The organism is Gammaproteobacteria bacterium, assembly GCA_029884425.1.
Classification (GTDB): domain Bacteria; phylum Pseudomonadota; class Gammaproteobacteria; order S012-40; family S012-40; genus JAOUHV01.
In genome coordinates this window covers 23,553-41,653 of record JAOUHV010000023.1, presented here as the reverse complement: position 1 = coordinate 41,653, position 18,101 = coordinate 23,553, and the positions used below count along the sequence as shown (strand labels likewise).

The following is an 18,101-nucleotide window of genomic DNA, read 5'->3' as shown; positions in this document are numbered from 1 at the left end:
TATCCACACCCAACATAAATACATTTTGCAGCCTAACCAAGTCTTCTGACAGATCACTGATTGATTCTCGCTTTATTTTTTCTGTTTCTATATTCAATGAAAAAATGAATGTAACCCAACTGGCAAGCAGGGTAACAATGATCAATGCCAGCGGGATTAGAATGGAAATTCGCTGACGCATTACCCCTCCCCTCGACACATACGACCGAGCTGATTATCACCAAACATCAGGAGAATCAAAAAATTCATCACCCAAGCTCCACTCACCTAATCTCTGCCAACAAAAAAAACACACTTCTACTAATCATTTTTTGCACGGAATGGATGTATCCAGAATTTTATAGCGGCAGATACCACCACCCGGCTTCGACACAAATTTTATTTTGTACATTTATTTACAAAAATTTGACCTGATAAAATTTGGCCACAAAAAAAGGGCGCACACTGTGCGCCCTCGAAATTGCAATAAGCCTTTTTAACTAAGGATTAAGATCCATCAGTGCTGTATTATTCAGCGTGACTGCTTTACCATCTTTGCTGATGAATTCAGCCATTAACGATTGCATTTCCGCATACACCGCCGCAGAATCTGCATTGGCTTGATCATTCGCATCCGTTGGCGTTAACACCGAACCATGATGACCCTTGCCGAACTTCACCAGTTTTGTCAAATTCACGCCCGTATCTGTCACCGACGCTGTTGTCGCACTTAACCCCATCAATCCGGCCAACGGTTTGGTACCTGACAGCGGCGCATCTGCCACTTCATTGGGAATTACCGCATCGCCCAGCACTTCAAACATCAACACGCCACGTCCGGCGCTAACATCTGCGGCGACATTAATCGGATCAGAGCTATCCAGCACCGTTTGCGCTGCAATCATAAATGCGTCGTATTCTGCAGTTCCGGATTTCAAACCCGCCACACTCTCCAGACCAGCGCGAATTTCTGGACCAAATCGTGGCGATCCATCCAGCATTTTCAGAATACCGCCACCGGGCATAGCCAGCACGGCATCGCGTACCCGACTGTCATAGCGCAGGAACATTGAGCCAACAATGCCGCCCAGTGAGTGCCCCACAAAATAAATTTTGCTGGTATCAAAGTCACCGCCGACCACATTGTCATAGCTCATGTCAGTCAACGACGATGTCAGCGCAAACAAGTCCGCCACCGCCTGACGAGTATTGTCACGTGCGGTCAACAGCGAGGTAAAGTTGATATAGTGCCGGCCGGAACTGTCAACCACACCATCCGCCCCCGACGCAGCAATGCTGCCATCGGCATTTTGACTCACTAGATCCAACGCAAAATTTCGCTCAGCCGCCCCCTTGGTCAACAGCAGACCAACACCCGCATCCGTGCTCAAAATACCGTGCAACGGCAAATCAATCGCCACCACTGCAAAACCATCCAGTGCTAATTTATTGGCCACCGCCAGCATGTCAGCATGTCAGCACGTGAACGAGTAATGCCGTGCTGGAATATCACCACCGGCCAACCAGCCCCAGGTTTGGCGGTTTTGGGTACCGACAACAACAGCGGAATGGTTTGCGTAGTGGACTTGGGCACCACCGGATTCGCCCAATAAACTTCGCGTCCATCTGCGCTCTGCCAATGACCTGTGAGTGGTCCAATATGTGTTGGGGTAATTTCAGCATCCAGGTAATACGGAATGCTCAACGTCCCTTCATACACATTGGCTCCAGGAACCATGTCCGCCAACTCAGCAATCGCCGTTGAGGTAACCGAACTCACCGGTGTTGCGCTCACCGCCGCACTGTACACCGCATTCATCACGTCGGTAATGGATTGAGTGGTGAACGACCAGCTAAGCACAATGTCTGCCGCCAACAAGTCGGGAGTGCTCGTCACATCATTGGTCACGGTATATCCCTCAACCGCCGACTCTGCGAAATTGGTCAACTGCCGAACCGCTTCAAATTTTTGCGCGCTGATATCATCCAGTGCGGCCACCGTACTGTGGGTGCCATCAAACAGCGGCGAGGTACGCTTGGCCAATGCATAAGCAATCGAAGGTTTGGCCGCATCACCATTGCGTCCCATTAAGCCCTTGCTCACCGTCACCAGATACGACGTTTTGGGTTTCAACGGTTTCATCGGCACAATCGCCAGCGTTTTGTCTTTGGCTACCGTGGCAAATTCATCGTCCAGGAGCAGCTCACGATTTATTGCCACCACCGCACCACCGACGCCACTGAGCGTGACTTCAAACACGCGCACACTGCCAATCACACTCGCCGCATCAATGGTCGAATTGAACGTCGTTGTGATCGGCGCGGTGGTGGAAAATCCGTCCAGCGCGCTCAATGCTGCCTTTACGCTGGCATCATCATCCGTCGCTTTGTACGGCACGTTGACCGTGCCATCGGCCGCTTGCGCTACACTGCCATCGCTGCCACTTACTGCGGCAAACAACAAATTATTGGGAAACGGAATCACGCTATTGGCAGGATCAAACTCGGCAATAAACATCGAATCCGGATTCGAATCAGTGGCCAAGCGATCCTGCAAATGAGTACTACGAGAATCATCCCAACAGCCGCTGACCAGCAGCGTCAACAATGATACAGATAAAATAAGAAATTTGTTTTTCATCGTTAGAAGTTCCATGTGGCCTGGGCACTGACAATGTGTACATCGGTTTCAAAACTACCGCGAGCACGATGCGGCGTTGCCTGACTGACGAGCGCGTTATCCACCTTGCCGGTTGGCGCGGTGATATAGCCGTAGGCGAAATCCAGCCAGAAATCCGGCGAGAGATTGTAACGTCCACCGGCACTTAGCCAGTAAAAATCATTGGTTGGAATCCGCACCGTCCGATACTGATCCTGCTTCAGCGGAGTTTTGTCATACGCCGCCCCCACGCGCAATTGCAGATCATCCGCCAATCGGTAGCGTGCACCCAATGCATAACGCCAACTGTCGGCCCATTGGTGATATGTCACCGTATCTTCTTGCTCACTGTCATAGCTGATGCGTAGCTCCTGAAATGACGACCAGCGTGTGACGGTCACATCCGCCATCACCGCCAGACTCGGATTTACCGGTACAAACCACGATGCCGACAAACTGGCCGGCATGGTCACCTCGGAATGCGCGCCGGTATCCACCAGTTGCGTGCCACCAGCAGTCATAAATTGCGCATTGGCGGGAATGCTGAAATCGGCCTTGCCATCCACCGACTGTTTCACCGAGGAACGATATGCCAGCGAAAAACGCCGCCCTTCATGCTCCATCAACACGCCGGCATTCCAGCCATAGCCCCAGTTGTCTCCGGTGACTACGGCATAACCATCGTCTTGCATGGGCTGCAGACCGGCGCTATTACAGGTGGTTAAATCAAACGCGGCCACACACAAACTGCCCAAATCGATAGCGCTGGTTAATTTCACGTCAACGTACTGCATATTCACGCCAGCCCCCACGGACACCGAGGGACTTAGCTGAAATGAAAACGCGGGATTGACGTTTACCGCACGCATGGACGAATGCACGCCATGATAACGTCCGACCCAGTCATCATCGTATTCGGATGTCGAACCAAACGGCACGTTCACTCCCAGACCGGCGCGCATCCGTTCGCCCAGAGGCAACAGCAGATAGGCATTAGGCACCAGGGAATTGATGCCAGCGTCGCCATCGTTGCCGCCAATCGGACCAATGGCATTGGGGCCGATGTAGGCCGTCGAATTGTCATTACTGAAATCACTGCTCGGCACAATCAAATGCCCCGCCGCCACCAACTGTTTTTTCTGCAACACGGTCATGCTGGCGGGATTAAAAAACATCGTACTGGCATCCTCCGCCGCCGCACCGCCACTGGCAAACGAGCTACCCATGCCAGAGGCGGATTGCTCGCTCAAACCAAAGCCCCCCGCCAGCACCGGTAAACTGCATGTCTGCAGACAGATCCCCAACCACCAATAGCCCCGTTTATCAATGACCACTCTTTCCTCCTTAAACACAGTGATGACGCCAATTCATAGAAACAAGACTAGCGCTACTGAATGAACAACACCAGCGCCTTTCAGTTGAGAAAAACACCGGGCAAGGTATGATTAGCAACTCACGCCTTGTGGGCACGACATTTTCTCAAGCAAAGGTTGAAACAATGCAGAATCAAGACTGGGCCCTAGTTTGCCATTCCAACTACGGTTCCAAGGGAACCATCGCCGTAGTCCGCCCCGACAAAAACGGTTTTAGTGTTGCACAACTGCCCATGACGCAAGCCACTGGCAAAACGCCCGCTGCCCGTCCCTATTTTTTCGGCATCAACGGTGACGGTCAAGCCATCAGCATGGACCCGCAGAGCAAAACCGTCGTCCAAAGCAACGAATTACCTGCCGATGTATTTCCTGCCTACGCCTACCTTGACCCTGCGCACAATCGCATCTGGTTTGTCTATGACGGCGACGAAGACACCGGCAATGACCCGGTAAACTGTCCGAACGGTGGCTCCAGCGTTACTGTCGTCAATCGCAAAACCGGCAAAGTTCTGAAAACCCTGTGCGTTGGTCGCGGTCATCACATGACGGCGTTTAGCGCACCCAGCGCACAACATCCAGATGTTCCCAAGCTCGCTTTCGTTTCCGATCTGTTAGACGGCACCATGTGCATCGTTGGCAACGATGAAAGCAATCCAGATCAATTCCTGAAAATTCTGAAAGTCATCAACCTGTGCGAACCAGAAAAAGAAAACGGTGGCCAGGATTGCGTTCCCAACAATGCTTTCCCGCACGGCATTTTATACGCCACATCGCAAGGTAAAATTTTCAGTCTCAATAACGGCTACGGCACCATCGTCGTCATTGATCCACGTACGCTGGAAATTGAAAATCGTTACCAACTCAAACACTGCAGCAATTTGCTGGGCTCCGCTGAAGGCCGGTTTTTGGTCGGCAAGGGCGCTGATCGCAAATCCAACCCCGATCACGTGATTGGCAAACTGACTGTACTGGATGCCAGCAGCGGTGACACCGTCGCCCATTTGGATCTGCAGGATTTTTATCCCAGCGTCTATCGTTTCAGCCTTGATGGTAAAAAACTGTATTTAACCTCGGCCAGCACCGGCAAAGGTACGCAATTTAACAACCTGCAAAACACCAGCGTCCAGGTTTACGACACCAGCAAACTGCCGGCGATTCAATTACAAAAAACACTGCAAGTCGGCAAAGCCAGTTGTGGTCGTCGCCCTATCGCCTTTGCCCACCAGGGAACGCAAATCAGCCATGTTTTCATTCCCAACCCAACAGACGGCACGCTAAGCATTTTTGACGGCAACGATGTTCTGTTAGACACCGTCACCATTGGTGAACCCAACTGCGAAGAAGTGCTATTTTCATTCTGGGGTGACAACATCTACGGTGCCTGATATCACGCCGCATTTTGTTTTTGCGGCAACCAGTGCGCCAGTTTATCCTGCAAGTTTTTTTCGCGCAGCGGCTTGGTGAGATAATCATCCATGCCGGCTGCGCGACATTTTTCCTCGTCACCCTGCATCGCATTGGCAGTTAATGCGACGATAGGCACATGCCCACCTTTCGCCTGCTCCAGCTCACGAATTTTTCCGGTGGCCGTATAGCCGTCCATTTCGGGCATTTGGCAATCCATAAAAATCAGATCAACACCGCCATTCTCCCAGGCTTTGACCGCTTCCACACCATTGCCAACCATCTGCGCTTCAAACCCCGATTTTTTCAGCATGGCCGAAATAACCTTTTGGTTAATGCTATTGTCTTCAGCGACCAAAATTCGCTCGACTCGCACAACCTGTTTTGCCGAGCCTGCGGCCAGATCAAATATTTTGTCTGCCACATCTTGACTCGAGGTTTGCCCCCGCACCATTGAACACAATAATTCATACAACTGACGCTTGCGAACCGGTTTATTCAGACAATGGACAATATTGAGCGCATGGTACTCATCATCCTTGCGGCCAAAAAACATCGAACTGAGCAAAGCGAGCTGCGGTTGCACGATGGGCAAATCCCGAATCTTTTGCGCCAACTGCATGCCATTACATTCAGGCATTGCCATGTCCAGCAGCACAACCTGGAAATCCTGTTTGCCATCATGTGCCTGAGAAAGCTGTTGCAGCGCCTGCGCATGACCTTCAACGGGAACAACCTCCATCGACCATGCCGCCAGGGTTCGCTTAAATATCTCGCGATTGGTTTGATTGTCATCCACCACCAACACCCGCACGCCACGCAACGAAGCCACATCATATTCAGAACTGCGTGTACTCTCGACACTGCTTTCGCCCAACTCCAGCGTAAACCAGAAAACACTTCCTTTGTTCACTTCCGAGTCAACTCCAATCTCGCCATCCATTAGCTGGACCAACTGACGACTGATGGTCAATCCCAAGCCAGTGCCTCCAAAATTTCTCGTCGTGCTACCATCGGCCTGCGAAAATGATTCAAATATTTTTTGCCTAGCATTTTCAGGAATGCCAATTCCAGTATCACGAACTTCGACACGCAATCGATGACCGCCAGGTAGTTGTTCAAGATAATTAATTTGCAATGTCACCTCGCCAACCGATGTGAATTTGATGGCGTTACCAATCAGATTGGTCAGCACCTGACGAAGACGGGTAGGATCACCCACCACCATAGTCGGGACATTCTCGACAACAAAACTGCTGATTTCTATACCCTTGCTATGCGCCCGCTCCGCCAGCAACTCAACAACATCCTCAGCCACAGAACGAATGTCAAAATCAATTTTTTCCAGCGTCATTTTGCCGGCTTCAATTTTTGAAAAATCGAGAATATCATTCAGCAGCGTCAGCAATGTTTCAGCCGAGTTATACGCTGTACTGGCAAAGTCCGCCTGCTCGGCACTTAGTCCGCTGTCACGCAACAAACCGAGCATGCCCAGTACGCCGTTCATCGGCGTTCGAATTTCATGACTCATATTGGCCAAAAATTCCGACTTGGAACGCGTTGCATCCTGAGCCTGGGACAGCGCAGCATCAAGCTCGGTATTTTTCGCTTCCAGTTTTGCTGTTCGATCTTCGATGATTTGTTCGAGGTTTTCGTTGAGCTTGCGCAACTGCTCCTCGGCACTAAACTGCTCGGTAATATCATGAACAACCAGGGTAATGTAATAGGGTTTCTGGTTGACGCCGATTTCAACTTCGCCCTGCTGCAATACCACCCGAATTTCACCGTCTTTCCGCACAATGCGATGCACAATTTCACAGGTACGGCCAAACACCAACGCCGCAGTGATACCATCCACCACTTGATCTCTATCCTGGGGATGAACAAATCTGACAAACTGATCCATGTCGGGCGGAAAGGCGTCTGGCGTCAATCCAAAAATGCGATACATCTCATCTGTCCAGGAGTTTTCACCCGTCACCACATTCCAGCTCCAACTGCCAATGTGGGCAATACGTTGGGCGAAACTGAGCAATTTTTCCCGGCTGCGAAGTATACGCTCCGCTGCCTTTTGTTCGCTCACATCTCGAAATGCACCAACAAATACTTCCCTTCCACCAATATTGGCGACATTCACCCCCAGACTGATATCAATCGAACGCCCATCCTTGTGCTTGGCTACCAGTTCGCGCAACCCCTGACCAACAATGCTGCCGCCACCACCGCCTTGATATCTCTGCATATATTCATCGTGGCAAACAGCAATTTCATCACCCATCAGCATGGAAATATTTTTCCCCAACAACTCATCAGGCGTGTAGCCCAATAGATACTGGATGGATTCGTTGGCCGATTCAATGATGCCTTGTGAAGAAACAGTAATAATGCCATCTACAACATTATCAATCAGCGCATTGGTCGAACTACTCGAGACATTTTGCATCAGTGGCGCTGCCACTGTCAGTACACGATAAGCCTGACCATCGACATTGCGTTGCGCTATCCCACATTCACAAATCCAGCGATATCGACCATCGTCCGCACGCATTCGGTGGATACTGCGATACACAGGCGAGCCAGCGCTCAACAACAAATCCAATTGCGATTCCACTTCCGCCCGGTCATCAGGATGAATGCGTTGCAACCAGTTTTCGTGTAAAAATTCCAAAGAAAATATATCTGCGCCAATTAATTTCAGGTAGCCCTGATTAAAGCGCTGCGTCTTTGATCCAACCCCCCAATCCCAGCCACAAGCTTGTCCATGACTTCCGAATCGGCGAGCTAGATACTCCAGATAATTTTCAGTTCCAATAATTGGAAACGGCTGTGTCATTTCCTGCCTGCAATTGTGTTAATTAGGCCGGGCAACAGCTACCCACTCCCGCTCTCACAACGTCGTCAGCAGTGACATCAGTTTGAAGTAACTTTGTGTAAATAATTACGCTGCGGCTTTTTTCCTAAAAAAACCGCGCGATTTATGTCGCGGAGTCATAAAGAATCGATACAGCAAGGGAATGACAAACAAGGTTAAAATTGTGGAAAAAGTTAAACCCCACACAATTGCAGACGCCACCGGCCCCCATACCAAAGACTCGCCACCCAAGCCCAAGGCAAGCGACATCAAACCCGCCACCGTCGTCAGCGATGTAATCAAAATCGGCACGACCCGACGACGCGCAGCATACACAATCGCATGCAATGAACTCATACCCGCCGTCATTCGTGCATTGGCCGCATCAATCATCACAATTGCGGTATTCACTGCAATCCCTGTCAGAGCCACCACACCATACAACGTGAACAAGCTCAGCGGATTTCCTGATAACGCTAAACCATAGACCACGCCGATAAACGCCAGTGGCACCGTCGCCAAAATCATAAACGGTTGCCAATAGCTGCGGAATTGCGTGCCCAAAATCAGATAAATCAAACCAATCCCAAACAGGAACAGCATCAGCATGGCATCCAGACTTTCCTGAATATCATCAAGCTCGCCGGTGGTATCCAAATTTACACCAGGATAATTCAAACGAATGGTTTCCCAGGCAGCAAACAATTGCGCATTGGCTTCTGGCGTGTCCATTTGCTCTTTGTCCAAATCTGCCTGCAAGGTGATCGCGCGGCGGAAATCATGATGGCGAATCACTTCTTTGCTCAACGAAGTTTTTGCTTCCACCAATTGTCCAAGCGAGACATAGCCACCACCGGACAACGGCAGGGTTTGACGCAACAAGTCATCGACACTATCCAGTTGCGCTTCGCTACCCTGCACCCGCACTTCCAGTTTTTCACCACGATCCTGCATGCTGGTGACCACTTCACCATCAAACATCAATCGCACATTGCGCGCCACATCCGCTGCGTGCAATCCTGCGCGTTTGATCGCATTGGTATCCAGGCGCAACACCAGCTCCGGTGAACCTTCACTGTCATCATCGCTGATATCGCGCACTGCCGGCATGGACTCCAAAACCTTGCGCAGTGCCGCCGTGGCCGATCGCAGTTGGGTGTAATCATCGCCACGCACCTTAACGTTAATCGGCTTGGATGCCGGCGGCCCACCACTGAGAATCAGGAATGAAATTCTAGCTGCACCCACGGTATTGATCACATCCGCGCGCATGGCTTCCACCATTTGCTCAACGCTGCGCATGCCAGGCTGATCTGGCTGCAGGCTAATGGTCACTTGACCAAACTGATCGCCAAAAAATGGCGCAGTTTCGGTAAACATCTGTCCAGCCACCGCGACAGATTCACGCAACTCACCTTGGTGTAAATGCGCTCTGGCTTTTGATTCGACTTCCGCCACCACGCGCAAGGTTTCGGACAATGGCGTGCCTGAAGGCATTTCGACATTGACATAAAATACCCGCAGCGGATCAAATGCAAAGAATTTGGTTTTTACCCAGCCAGCCGCCAACATCGCAACAGCCCCCAGCACAACCAACACAAATATCACCGCAAATTTTCGCGGATTGCGAAATACCCAAATCAACCCACGACTGTAATTCAGCCGAACGCGATGAGTGAAATATTCGCGACGCTGCTGCATTCTGCTCTTGTTGTCAAAATTCACGTTCGCCGCTGCAATGTGTACCGGCAACATCCAGTAGGCTTCCAGCAAACTCACCAACAGCGCCACCGTTACCACAAACGGAATGACAAACATGAAATCGCCGACAATGCCTGGCAACAGCATCAGCGGCAAAAAAGCCGCAATCGTTGTCAGCACCGATGCAGTTACTGGTTTGAACACTTCAGCCAAGGATTCAATCGCCGCCTGCATCGCACGCGTTCCTCGCTGCAGACGATAGTAAATGGCCTCGACCACCACCACCGCGTCATCCACCAGCATCCCCAGCACAATCACCACGCCCAGCAGAACCGATTGATTCAGCGTCTGACCACTGACCGACAACAGCCAAAACGTTCCTGCCAACGTAAACGGAATGCCTATGCCAACAAAAAACGCGATGCGTGTCCCCAAAAACACCCATGTCACAAGCGCAACCAACAACAAACCCACAATCGCGTTATTTTGCATGACGCTGATCGCATTGCGTGTTGAGTAGGTCTGATCATCCAGCAGTAAAATTTCAATACCAAGTTTTCCCAGCACCTGATTTTGGCTGGCGATGTATTGGTTGACGCGCTCCATCAACTGCAGCGTGTTGTTATACGGTTTTTTGGTAACGGCCAATAGCACTGAAGGTTGGCCATGGTTATATACCAGTTGCTCTGCCTGCTTGCGCGCACGCGTCACATCCGCCACATGACGAATCGGCACTTCGCCACGCGCCGTCATAATATTCAAACTTTCCAAATAACCCGGAGCGGCATCCGTTCCCACCATGCGCACCAGCCAATCCTGACTACCCAGTTGTACTTTACCGGCGGACACATCGCGGAAATAGGCGCTGACCGTATCGGCCAACTGCGAAGGCGATACGCCGTAAGCCTGAAGTTTTTGTGGATCGTATTCGATGCGCAGCTCAGGACCGTGCAAACCCGCAGGCGTGACGCCGTCCACGCCCTTGATGCGTTCCAAATCTTCTTTTACCGCCAACGCAGTCTGACGCAGCACTTCATCATCGGCATGGCCGCGCACCACCAGCATCGCCGTTGGAAACGAATTGGCGGAGGTAATTTCCAGCACCATCGGATCATTGGCTGCCTGGGGCAACTCGGCATTGGCCTTGGATTGCACTTCGCGACGCAAATCATTCATGCGCTTGTCGAATTTTTCTGCCGAAATATCTTCAAAGCGCGCAGAAATATTGGAAATTCCCTGACGGGTAAAACTGGAGACGAACTTGACATCATCCACCTGGGCGATGGCGTCTTCGAGCGGATTAGTGACCAGTTTTTCCACGTCTTCAGCGGAGGCACCGGGCAAGGTAGTGATTACGCTAATCCAGTTAAAATTAATTTCCGGATCTTGCGCACGCGGCAACTGCATAAAACTCAACGTACCGACCAGCAACACCACCACAAAGGTGACGTTGGCCAACACATGATTTTCTAAAAATCGCTGCAGCATGATGAATTACTGCACGCTGACGGCAGAGCCATGCTGCAACAACAGCCTTCCCTGCGTAACAATCCGCGCATCGGCTGGCAAGGAGGATTTCACCGGACGCCCTTCGCGCGCACCGGGATGTTCGACAAACACGGCACGATTTTGCTGAATCACAAACACGCCCAGCTTGCCGTCACGACGCACCAGCATATCCGCCGGCAAATGCACCTGGGAAACACGCCAAATCAAATTCCCCGCCACACCGGGCAAAGCACGTTCGCCGCTAAACACAAACCGCGCTTCGCGGCTGCGCTCGACCGGATCAAATGCCTGGGTTAATGCGCGCAAACGCAGTGGGTAGCGTTTGCCTTGGGCAGAAAAATAAAATTGATCGGCGGATGATATTTGTTCAGCATCAGCGGCCTGCAACTTGGCAGAGACTTCAATCCGCGCACTATCCACCAGTTCAAACAATGGATTGCCGGGCATCGCCAACTCACCCAGTTTGGCAGCACGAGAGGTGATGACAGCTTTGAAGGGGGCTTTGATAACGCAGCGCTGCAAATCCAGCTTGGCCAGTTCGACTGCGGCCTGGGCACCGAGACGATCTGCGCGCAGCGCCTTTAACTCGCTCTGCCGCTGTCGCAAATTTTGCTGCGACACCGCATCGCTTTGCGAAAGAATGTGGGTACGTTCCAAATCTGATTCGGCCAATTCGATGCGCGCATCCAGCGAGGCCAAAACGGCTTCTGCGCGCTGCAGGGCAAACCGATAATTGGCATCATCGAACCGCAACAACACATCACCGACCTGCACCGAATCACCAACATCGGCTTCGAGCTTGTTGACCACCGCGCCCACCTGGGCGCTGATGACAGAGCGGTTTAGACTGAGACTATTGGCTGCAACCGAAATTTCGGGGTAAACCCCCAGAGTAGAAATATTGCTGACGTTAACCGGCTGAGGGGCCGCCGCAAAGGACGTCGCCGTAAAAAATAGCAGCGCACAACATGCCAACCGAACTCCTTTTGGCATAGGAAAAGCCTCTCATCGATTATCCACCCAGGCCCAATTCTGCCAGTTTTCCGTTGGATTTAACATCGACTTTTCCCTGAGAATTATACGACCCCAACATGCCAATGGTTCGTCCCAGCGACGATCCCACACCCTCACGGGCCGACAATTGAGCATCAAAACTGTACGCGCCATCGGGCTGTATCAACAACTGACCGCGCAACTCCAATGGACCACCTTTGTCACCCAGTGAAGCGCGCACACCGGCATCAACGGTTTCCACATCAATGGACAATTCACCCAAGTCCAGCTTCAGTGGGAACTGCATCCCGGCATGTGACCAAACCAATGTGCCCTCGGCACTCTGCAAACGCCCGTCACTCAGATCCAGGTGATCCATGTCCAACTTAAATTGGCCGTCGAGTTTTACCGCGGGCACTTGCGCCAGGGTCATCACTTCATTCGCACTTATCCGACCGCTGATATCATCCAGACTGATGCTACCGGTCAAACTGCGGTTGACGGTGGCGTGAATGCGCATGTTGTCGTTACCAACACTGACCGTCGCGCTGAGCTGGCCAATCAACAACGCCAGCGGATGCACATCCCATTCGACATTTTCGAACGCACGCCCCTGGTATTCCACCCGCTGCGCTGAGCCATCCCACAGCCCGCCTTCCAAACCGTAAATGCGAATGTTTTGCTGCTCAATCACATCTTTTGCCAGTGGATAAATCAGACTGATCGGTGTTTGTTGCAGCAGAAAAAAGCCATAGGCAAGTCCACCCAGCAACACATAACGACGCCAGGGACGCCAATTCAACTTCAGCGAAGACTTGAGTGCAATCATCATGAAGATGCTCCGCTAAACTCAAAGCGCGCATTCACAAAGCCGGTACCGCCTTCCATGCGATCAATCACCACCGAGGTTATTTGCACGCCATAGTTTCGCTGCAATTGATTCAGCCAGTGAATCAGTTCATCAAACGACGCCTGTTCCATCCACACCCGCACCCGATCGGAACCATCCGGTTCAACCCGCTTCATCGAATTGCCCAGACTGCTATTTTTAGCCGTGCTATCGATCAGGCCCAACAGTGAACCATTAAAACGTTGCGGGCCACTGCCGCGCAGAGCCTTCGCCTCTGCGGCACTCTGCCGCATCCAGCCAACCAGTTCCTGCTGTTGTTCGATGGAGTGTTTTAGCCGATTGGACTCGTTGAATACCGGCTCCCACAACAACAGATAAATCATCGTCAGCAACACCAACACGGCAGCGGCGATCAGACCCAAGCGCTCGCGAGGACGCAGCTGCGCCCAATACGCCACGAATTGTTGCATGTAGGTATTGATCATGACGTCGCCCCCTGTTTGATCTGAATACGTCCCTGGACCTTGTTGTCCTTGGCGGCGGCCGATTGAATCTCGACTTCCAGATGGGCGTTAGCTACCAGCGATTGCTTGAGTTGATCCAACGACTGCAGGCTAGGTGCTTCCAGTTCAATGTCCAGCACGCCACTCTTGTAGCGCAGGCTGCGCATGATGACGCCGGTATTGGCGGAAAACGAAGGACCGACAGCCAGCATCAAATCCAAAAATGATTGTCCGCCCCCTTGCCCGCCGGCACGCAGCTCTTTGAGCTTTTGCTCCATCTGCTGACGGGGATTGGGCACTTTGCGCGCATCAGGAAAGGCATCTTTGTAAATCGATACCACCTGCTCTTTAAGTTCGTCGTTCTGCGTGCTCAGTTCCGAGTTTTCAACCACGGTCACGCCCAGGTTCAGCAAAAACGCGATACCACCGACCACGGCAGCAAAACGCCAAGGCCGCCAGATTTTGCCCCATTGCTCGCGCCGGCTGTAATCACCCTGCTGCAGATTCAATAATTTTTCGGCCAAATCTCCCGATTTGAGCAGAGACAGCCAACCGTTTTCCAGCGACTGATGTTCAAACACCAAACCCGGCCATTCGATCACCTGCTCGGCCCAGACATCAATCGCTTCAATGCCGGCTTTTTCTGCTTCCGGCACCATCAGACCCAGGTAAAGATCGCGGTTGGCCGCATCAAACACATAGCCCTGCTGCTCGCCCGTGCGCAGCATAAACCGCTCGCCATCCTGCACCAGCACCCAACGATTTTCCCGCAGCGGCAGCGCCAGCACATCAGGCATCAGCACATCAGCCATCAAACCCGCGTCGCGCAGCCGCGCCTGCCACACGTCCATACAGCGACGCGAACACGCAGCCACATTGAGCATGCCGTCCGCGTCGCGCTCACCTGCGGCAAAATGCACGTCGTCCACATCGCCCACCACCTGCTCTTCCAGGGTGTAAGGCAATGCCTTGAGCATTTTTTGTCGATTGGTGGCCGGCAGACTGACCCGTGTCAGCACAACTTCCTCACCGGGCACCAACACAATCACCTGCGCACCCAAGGATTGGCGCACGGCTTCTTCCATACTGCCGCTTTGCAACAGCGGCTGCACTTTGTCCCCCAGCCTGATCCAGCGCACTGGCTGATCTGGACCTAACAGTTGAACGATAAACTGACTACGCATATTAGATTCCGTCTGTGCCCATAGACCGCGATAACGCCACCAGGCGATTGGCATTCGCCTTGGCGTCTCGATACAGCAAGCTGTTTAGTACCGTGGTGGTTTTGCCCAACTGCGCATGCGTGGTCACCAGATAATAGTGACTCTTCACATCCCACCCTGTGGCGTAATCTTTTTCAAACGCCTTTTGTCCCTTGTCATCGTTTTTCTTTTTCAGGTCTTCCAGTATATCGGTAATCGCCTGATGACCGGTAAATTCGCCCGTATCCTTGAAGGGAGCCACTGCCGGATCGCCGCGATGAGCCACCAGGGCATCAACCGCTGCATCAGTGAAGTAACTGGACATGGCCTTGATAACCTTTTTATCGGCGGTGTTTATGTTAATGGTTGTATCGGTCTGTGGCAAAGCTGCAACGTAACGCAACAACCCCGGCTCAAACTGGTCGTTGATGGTCTTGCCGTACAGCAGCTCGCGATCAAACCCCATCACCATGTTCAATTCACTGGCACTGGTCATCAACCGGTTAGCCGCGCGGTACTGGACGTCCGCCAACGACATGTAATCTCCGTCTTCCGCTCCGCCCATGGTGGCCTGCGAATCGGTATCCAGCCAATCCACCACCGCATTGGCCAAATCATCGGCAGAAACCCCGGAAAACTGCAGTTGTTGCATCACGTTGTCCAACAAACGCACAAAGCGCTCTCGCTGATCTGGATTAAGCACCCACTCACCGCTGCCGCCTGGCTTCACCAAACTATTGAGATTAAACCTGCCTTCCAGATCCGACAATTGTCCATTGACCATCGCGCCCTCCTGCTCAAACACGTAGGGCTTGTACATTTCGCCATCGGGATCGTCATAGGCATTGTTCTGGATGTACAACCCCAGCAGCTCCAGTGCGGTAGTTTCCACCGCCAAGCCGTACAGGTAGGTTTGATCGGCCGCCATCATGTTGCCGGTGCGCGCCACATCCACGTATTGGCGCGACATCAAACTGACCGCAATCACCGTCGCCATGGCAGTAATCAACAGCGCGGTGACCAACGCGACGCCTTGTTGCCGTTTTAACGAATGATGAGTCATCATGGCTTGCTCGCAGGGACACGGAACAGACGACGGATTTTGCCCAAATCCTTGAATTCCAGCTCGACCTCCACCGCCAGTGGCAAACGCGGCGCCGGCTGCAAAGTACCGGCAGAAGACACCGGCCAGCTATCCGTCCAACTGCCCACACCGGAAAGATAGCGAATGTTCACATTCTCCACGTTATCGACCAGTGGCCGGGCAATCGGGTCTGTTTCGTTCGCTCGGTCTAAGGTTACCCAACTGACCCGTGACAATACGCCCTCGTCAAACTGGTAGCCCACCCGCTGCATTTGGCTGCGCGGCCCGCCCAGGGGATTGCGCCAACCGGCACGGGTAAACTCCATCCGTCGCTGACCATAGGGCACGCCGACCAGTGCCTCTTGCGGCATGCCAAAGCCGTCGCGAATGCTGCGATCGATGATTTGTTCGATATCGCGTTCCATAAACATCATCGCAGTCTGCACACTGCTCAACCGCTTGGCCCGCTCTTCGGTGCCACCCTTGCTGTCGAGCACAATTTTCAAACCGCTGTAAGCCATCACTGACATGATGGAAAACACCGCCAAGGAGATGATCAATTCCAACAAGGTAAAGCCGCGCTGGCCAGCGGTCGAACGTCGCATCACGATTTACCCGCAATCGCCGTCAAACGCACCAGCGGCTGTTTGTCCTTGCGGTCACGGCGGACTTCAACCACGATCTGGTGCATGTTGGCCGACAGCGGCGATTCCGTGGTGATCATTTTCCACTGCCACTCGTGATTGCCCAGCTCTTGCTTGCCCTCGTCGGTGCCAGTGGACGGAAACTTGCGCAACACCTGCACTTCGGTAATCACGTTCATCGCCACCCAATGAGCAAAGGTTTTATCGCGCATGTAGCTGACGTTATCCGTGGCACGCGCCACGCTGGTGATAATCGCCCCCAGCGCAATGGCCAGAATTGCCACGGCGATCAGCACCTCAACCAGGGTAAAGCCCTGCTGACGACCGCTCACAACTCCACCTTCCCGACGTAATTCACCATCCCGCTGTATTCACCCTGCAGGCGATAACCAACTTTTTGTTCGTCCACCACGTCCAGCACAAACGGCGTCATCTCGCCACTGGACAACATGAACACCGCCGGCGGCTGTTGACCTTCCTGTGGCGCACCGGTCAACGCCACTTCGGTGCCATCAATTTCCAGGCGTAAATGAAACTGTTCAGGTAATTCGCGCGCCCGATAGGTGGTCTCTTCCTTGCCCACTGGCTGGCGCTGCCCCTTGGGATCGATTTCCATAAACCGGTAACCGCCCTTAAACACTTCCAGCACTAGTTCGCGGGAATTGAAAATGGCTTCCTCACCCCCCAGTCTCAACAGTGCCGTCAGCCGGCGCGCTTCTTCTTCCTGTTCCTGGCTGGCGCTTTGGCCCACCGACAATGACGCAAAGCTGATGATGATGCCGATAATCAGCACCACCACCATGACTTCAATCAGGGTAAAACCGCTCTGCTTGCGCCGAACACCGGCGGCAGAAAGACAGTTATTGGTCATGAACGGCCAAATAAGGGTTAGTGCTCATCCATGTTCCAGTTGCCAATATCCGCATCGGTGCCTTCGCCGCCATCTGCGCCATCCGCGCCCAGAGTATAAATATCAATCGCGCCATGCGACCCCGGATTCATGTACTGGTAGTCGTTACCCCAAGGATCCTTGGGCAAACGGTCAATGTAGCCGCCGTCTTTCCAATTGCGTGGCTCAGGGCTGCCGGAAGGCTTGCTCGCCAAAGCCTCCAGACCCTGATCGGTGCTGGGATATTGAAAGTTGTCCAATTTGTACAAATTCAGCGCGCCTTCCAGCGTGCGAATGTCTTGCTTGGCCTTGGTCGCACGCGCGGCATCGGGACGATCCATGATACGAGGCACCACCACGGCCGCCAAAATACCGAGAATCACGATGACCACCATTACTTCGATCAGGGTAAAACCTGCAGCACGAGAATATTTTTTTGAACTCATGGTATGGAAAACCT

16 protein-coding genes are annotated in these 18,101 nt (G+C 52.5%); 1 reads left to right on the top strand and 15 read right to left on the bottom strand.

Going from position 1 to position 18,101, the window contains the following annotated elements:
• The 4 genes from OEW58_07985 to OEW58_07970 form a co-directional block, all read right to left on the bottom strand.
• A partial coding sequence (locus OEW58_07985) for a hypothetical protein (protein MDH5301284.1) occupies positions 1-181 on the bottom strand: 181 nt, incomplete at its 3' end.
• Between the two features lie 298 nt (positions 182-479).
• Positions 480-1,445, bottom strand: a complete 966-nt coding sequence (locus tag OEW58_07980) for a hypothetical protein (GenBank protein ID MDH5301283.1) — start codon at positions 1,443-1,445, stop codon at positions 480-482.
• Entirely contained in the window at positions 1,421-2,620 is a 1,200-nt protein-coding gene (locus OEW58_07975) for an Ig-like domain-containing protein (GenBank protein ID MDH5301282.1), read from the bottom strand. Before OEW58_07975 ends, OEW58_07980 begins: the two co-directional genes overlap by 25 nt.
• 2 nt (positions 2,621-2,622) lie before the next feature.
• Positions 2,623-3,972 (bottom strand): outer membrane protein transport protein, encoded by a 1,350-nt coding sequence (locus OEW58_07970; protein ID MDH5301281.1) that lies wholly within the window; start codon positions 3,970-3,972, stop codon positions 2,623-2,625.
• A gap of 164 nt (positions 3,973-4,136) precedes the next feature.
• Here OEW58_07970 and OEW58_07965 point away from each other — a divergent pair, with 164 nt between their 5' ends.
• Positions 4,137-5,396 carry a hypothetical protein gene (locus OEW58_07965; GenBank protein MDH5301280.1) on the top strand — a complete coding sequence of 420 codons (1,260 nt, stop codon included), beginning with the start codon at positions 4,137-4,139 and terminating at the stop codon, positions 5,394-5,396.
• 2 nt (positions 5,397-5,398) lie between these two features.
• Here OEW58_07965 and OEW58_07960 read toward each other — a convergent pair whose 3' ends face one another.
• The 11 genes from OEW58_07960 to gspG form a co-directional block, all read right to left on the bottom strand.
• Positions 5,399-8,248, bottom strand: coding sequence for a response regulator (locus tag OEW58_07960; protein ID MDH5301279.1), 2,850 nt, complete (start codon positions 8,246-8,248; stop codon positions 5,399-5,401).
• A 105-nt stretch (positions 8,249-8,353) separates the two neighbouring features.
• The gene (locus OEW58_07955; protein ID MDH5301278.1) at positions 8,354-11,455 is read right to left on the bottom strand and encodes an efflux RND transporter permease subunit; all 3,102 of its coding nucleotides are present in this window, start codon (positions 11,453-11,455) and stop codon (positions 8,354-8,356) included.
• A 6-nt stretch (positions 11,456-11,461) separates the two neighbouring features.
• Positions 11,462-12,469, bottom strand: coding sequence for an efflux RND transporter periplasmic adaptor subunit (locus OEW58_07950; protein ID MDH5301277.1), 1,008 nt, complete (start codon positions 12,467-12,469; stop codon positions 11,462-11,464).
• Between the two features lie 19 nt (positions 12,470-12,488).
• Positions 12,489-13,301 (bottom strand): type II secretion system protein N, encoded by an 813-nt coding sequence (locus tag OEW58_07945; GenBank protein MDH5301276.1) that lies wholly within the window; start codon positions 13,299-13,301, stop codon positions 12,489-12,491.
• Positions 13,298-13,804 (bottom strand): type II secretion system protein M, encoded by a 507-nt coding sequence (locus OEW58_07940; protein ID MDH5301275.1) that lies wholly within the window; start codon positions 13,802-13,804, stop codon positions 13,298-13,300. The genes OEW58_07945 and OEW58_07940 overlap by 4 nt, the downstream gene beginning before the upstream one ends.
• A complete protein-coding gene (gspL, locus tag OEW58_07935) occupies positions 13,801-15,006 on the bottom strand; it encodes a type II secretion system protein GspL (protein MDH5301274.1) in 1,206 nt (401 codons plus the stop codon). Before gspL ends, OEW58_07940 begins: the two co-directional genes overlap by 4 nt.
• 1 nt (position 15,007) lies before the next feature.
• On the bottom strand, positions 15,008-16,090 hold the full coding sequence (gene gspK, locus OEW58_07930) for a type II secretion system minor pseudopilin GspK (GenBank protein MDH5301273.1): 1,083 nt from the start codon (positions 16,088-16,090) through the stop codon (positions 15,008-15,010).
• Positions 16,087-16,713: a type II secretion system minor pseudopilin GspJ gene (gene gspJ / locus OEW58_07925; GenBank protein MDH5301272.1), complete on the bottom strand. Its 627-nt coding sequence runs from the start codon at positions 16,711-16,713 to the stop codon at positions 16,087-16,089. Before gspJ ends, gspK begins: the two co-directional genes overlap by 4 nt.
• Positions 16,713-17,084 (bottom strand): type II secretion system minor pseudopilin GspI, encoded by a 372-nt coding sequence (gene gspI / locus OEW58_07920; protein ID MDH5301271.1) that lies wholly within the window; start codon positions 17,082-17,084, stop codon positions 16,713-16,715. Before gspI ends, gspJ begins: the two co-directional genes overlap by 1 nt.
• The gene (gene gspH, locus OEW58_07915) at positions 17,081-17,623 is read right to left on the bottom strand and encodes a type II secretion system minor pseudopilin GspH (protein MDH5301270.1); all 543 of its coding nucleotides are present in this window, start codon (positions 17,621-17,623) and stop codon (positions 17,081-17,083) included. The genes gspI and gspH overlap by 4 nt, the downstream gene beginning before the upstream one ends.
• A gap of 17 nt (positions 17,624-17,640) precedes the next feature.
• Positions 17,641-18,087 (bottom strand): type II secretion system major pseudopilin GspG, encoded by a 447-nt coding sequence (gene gspG, locus OEW58_07910; GenBank protein ID MDH5301269.1) that lies wholly within the window; start codon positions 18,085-18,087, stop codon positions 17,641-17,643.
• Positions 18,088-18,101 lie beyond the last annotated feature (14 nt).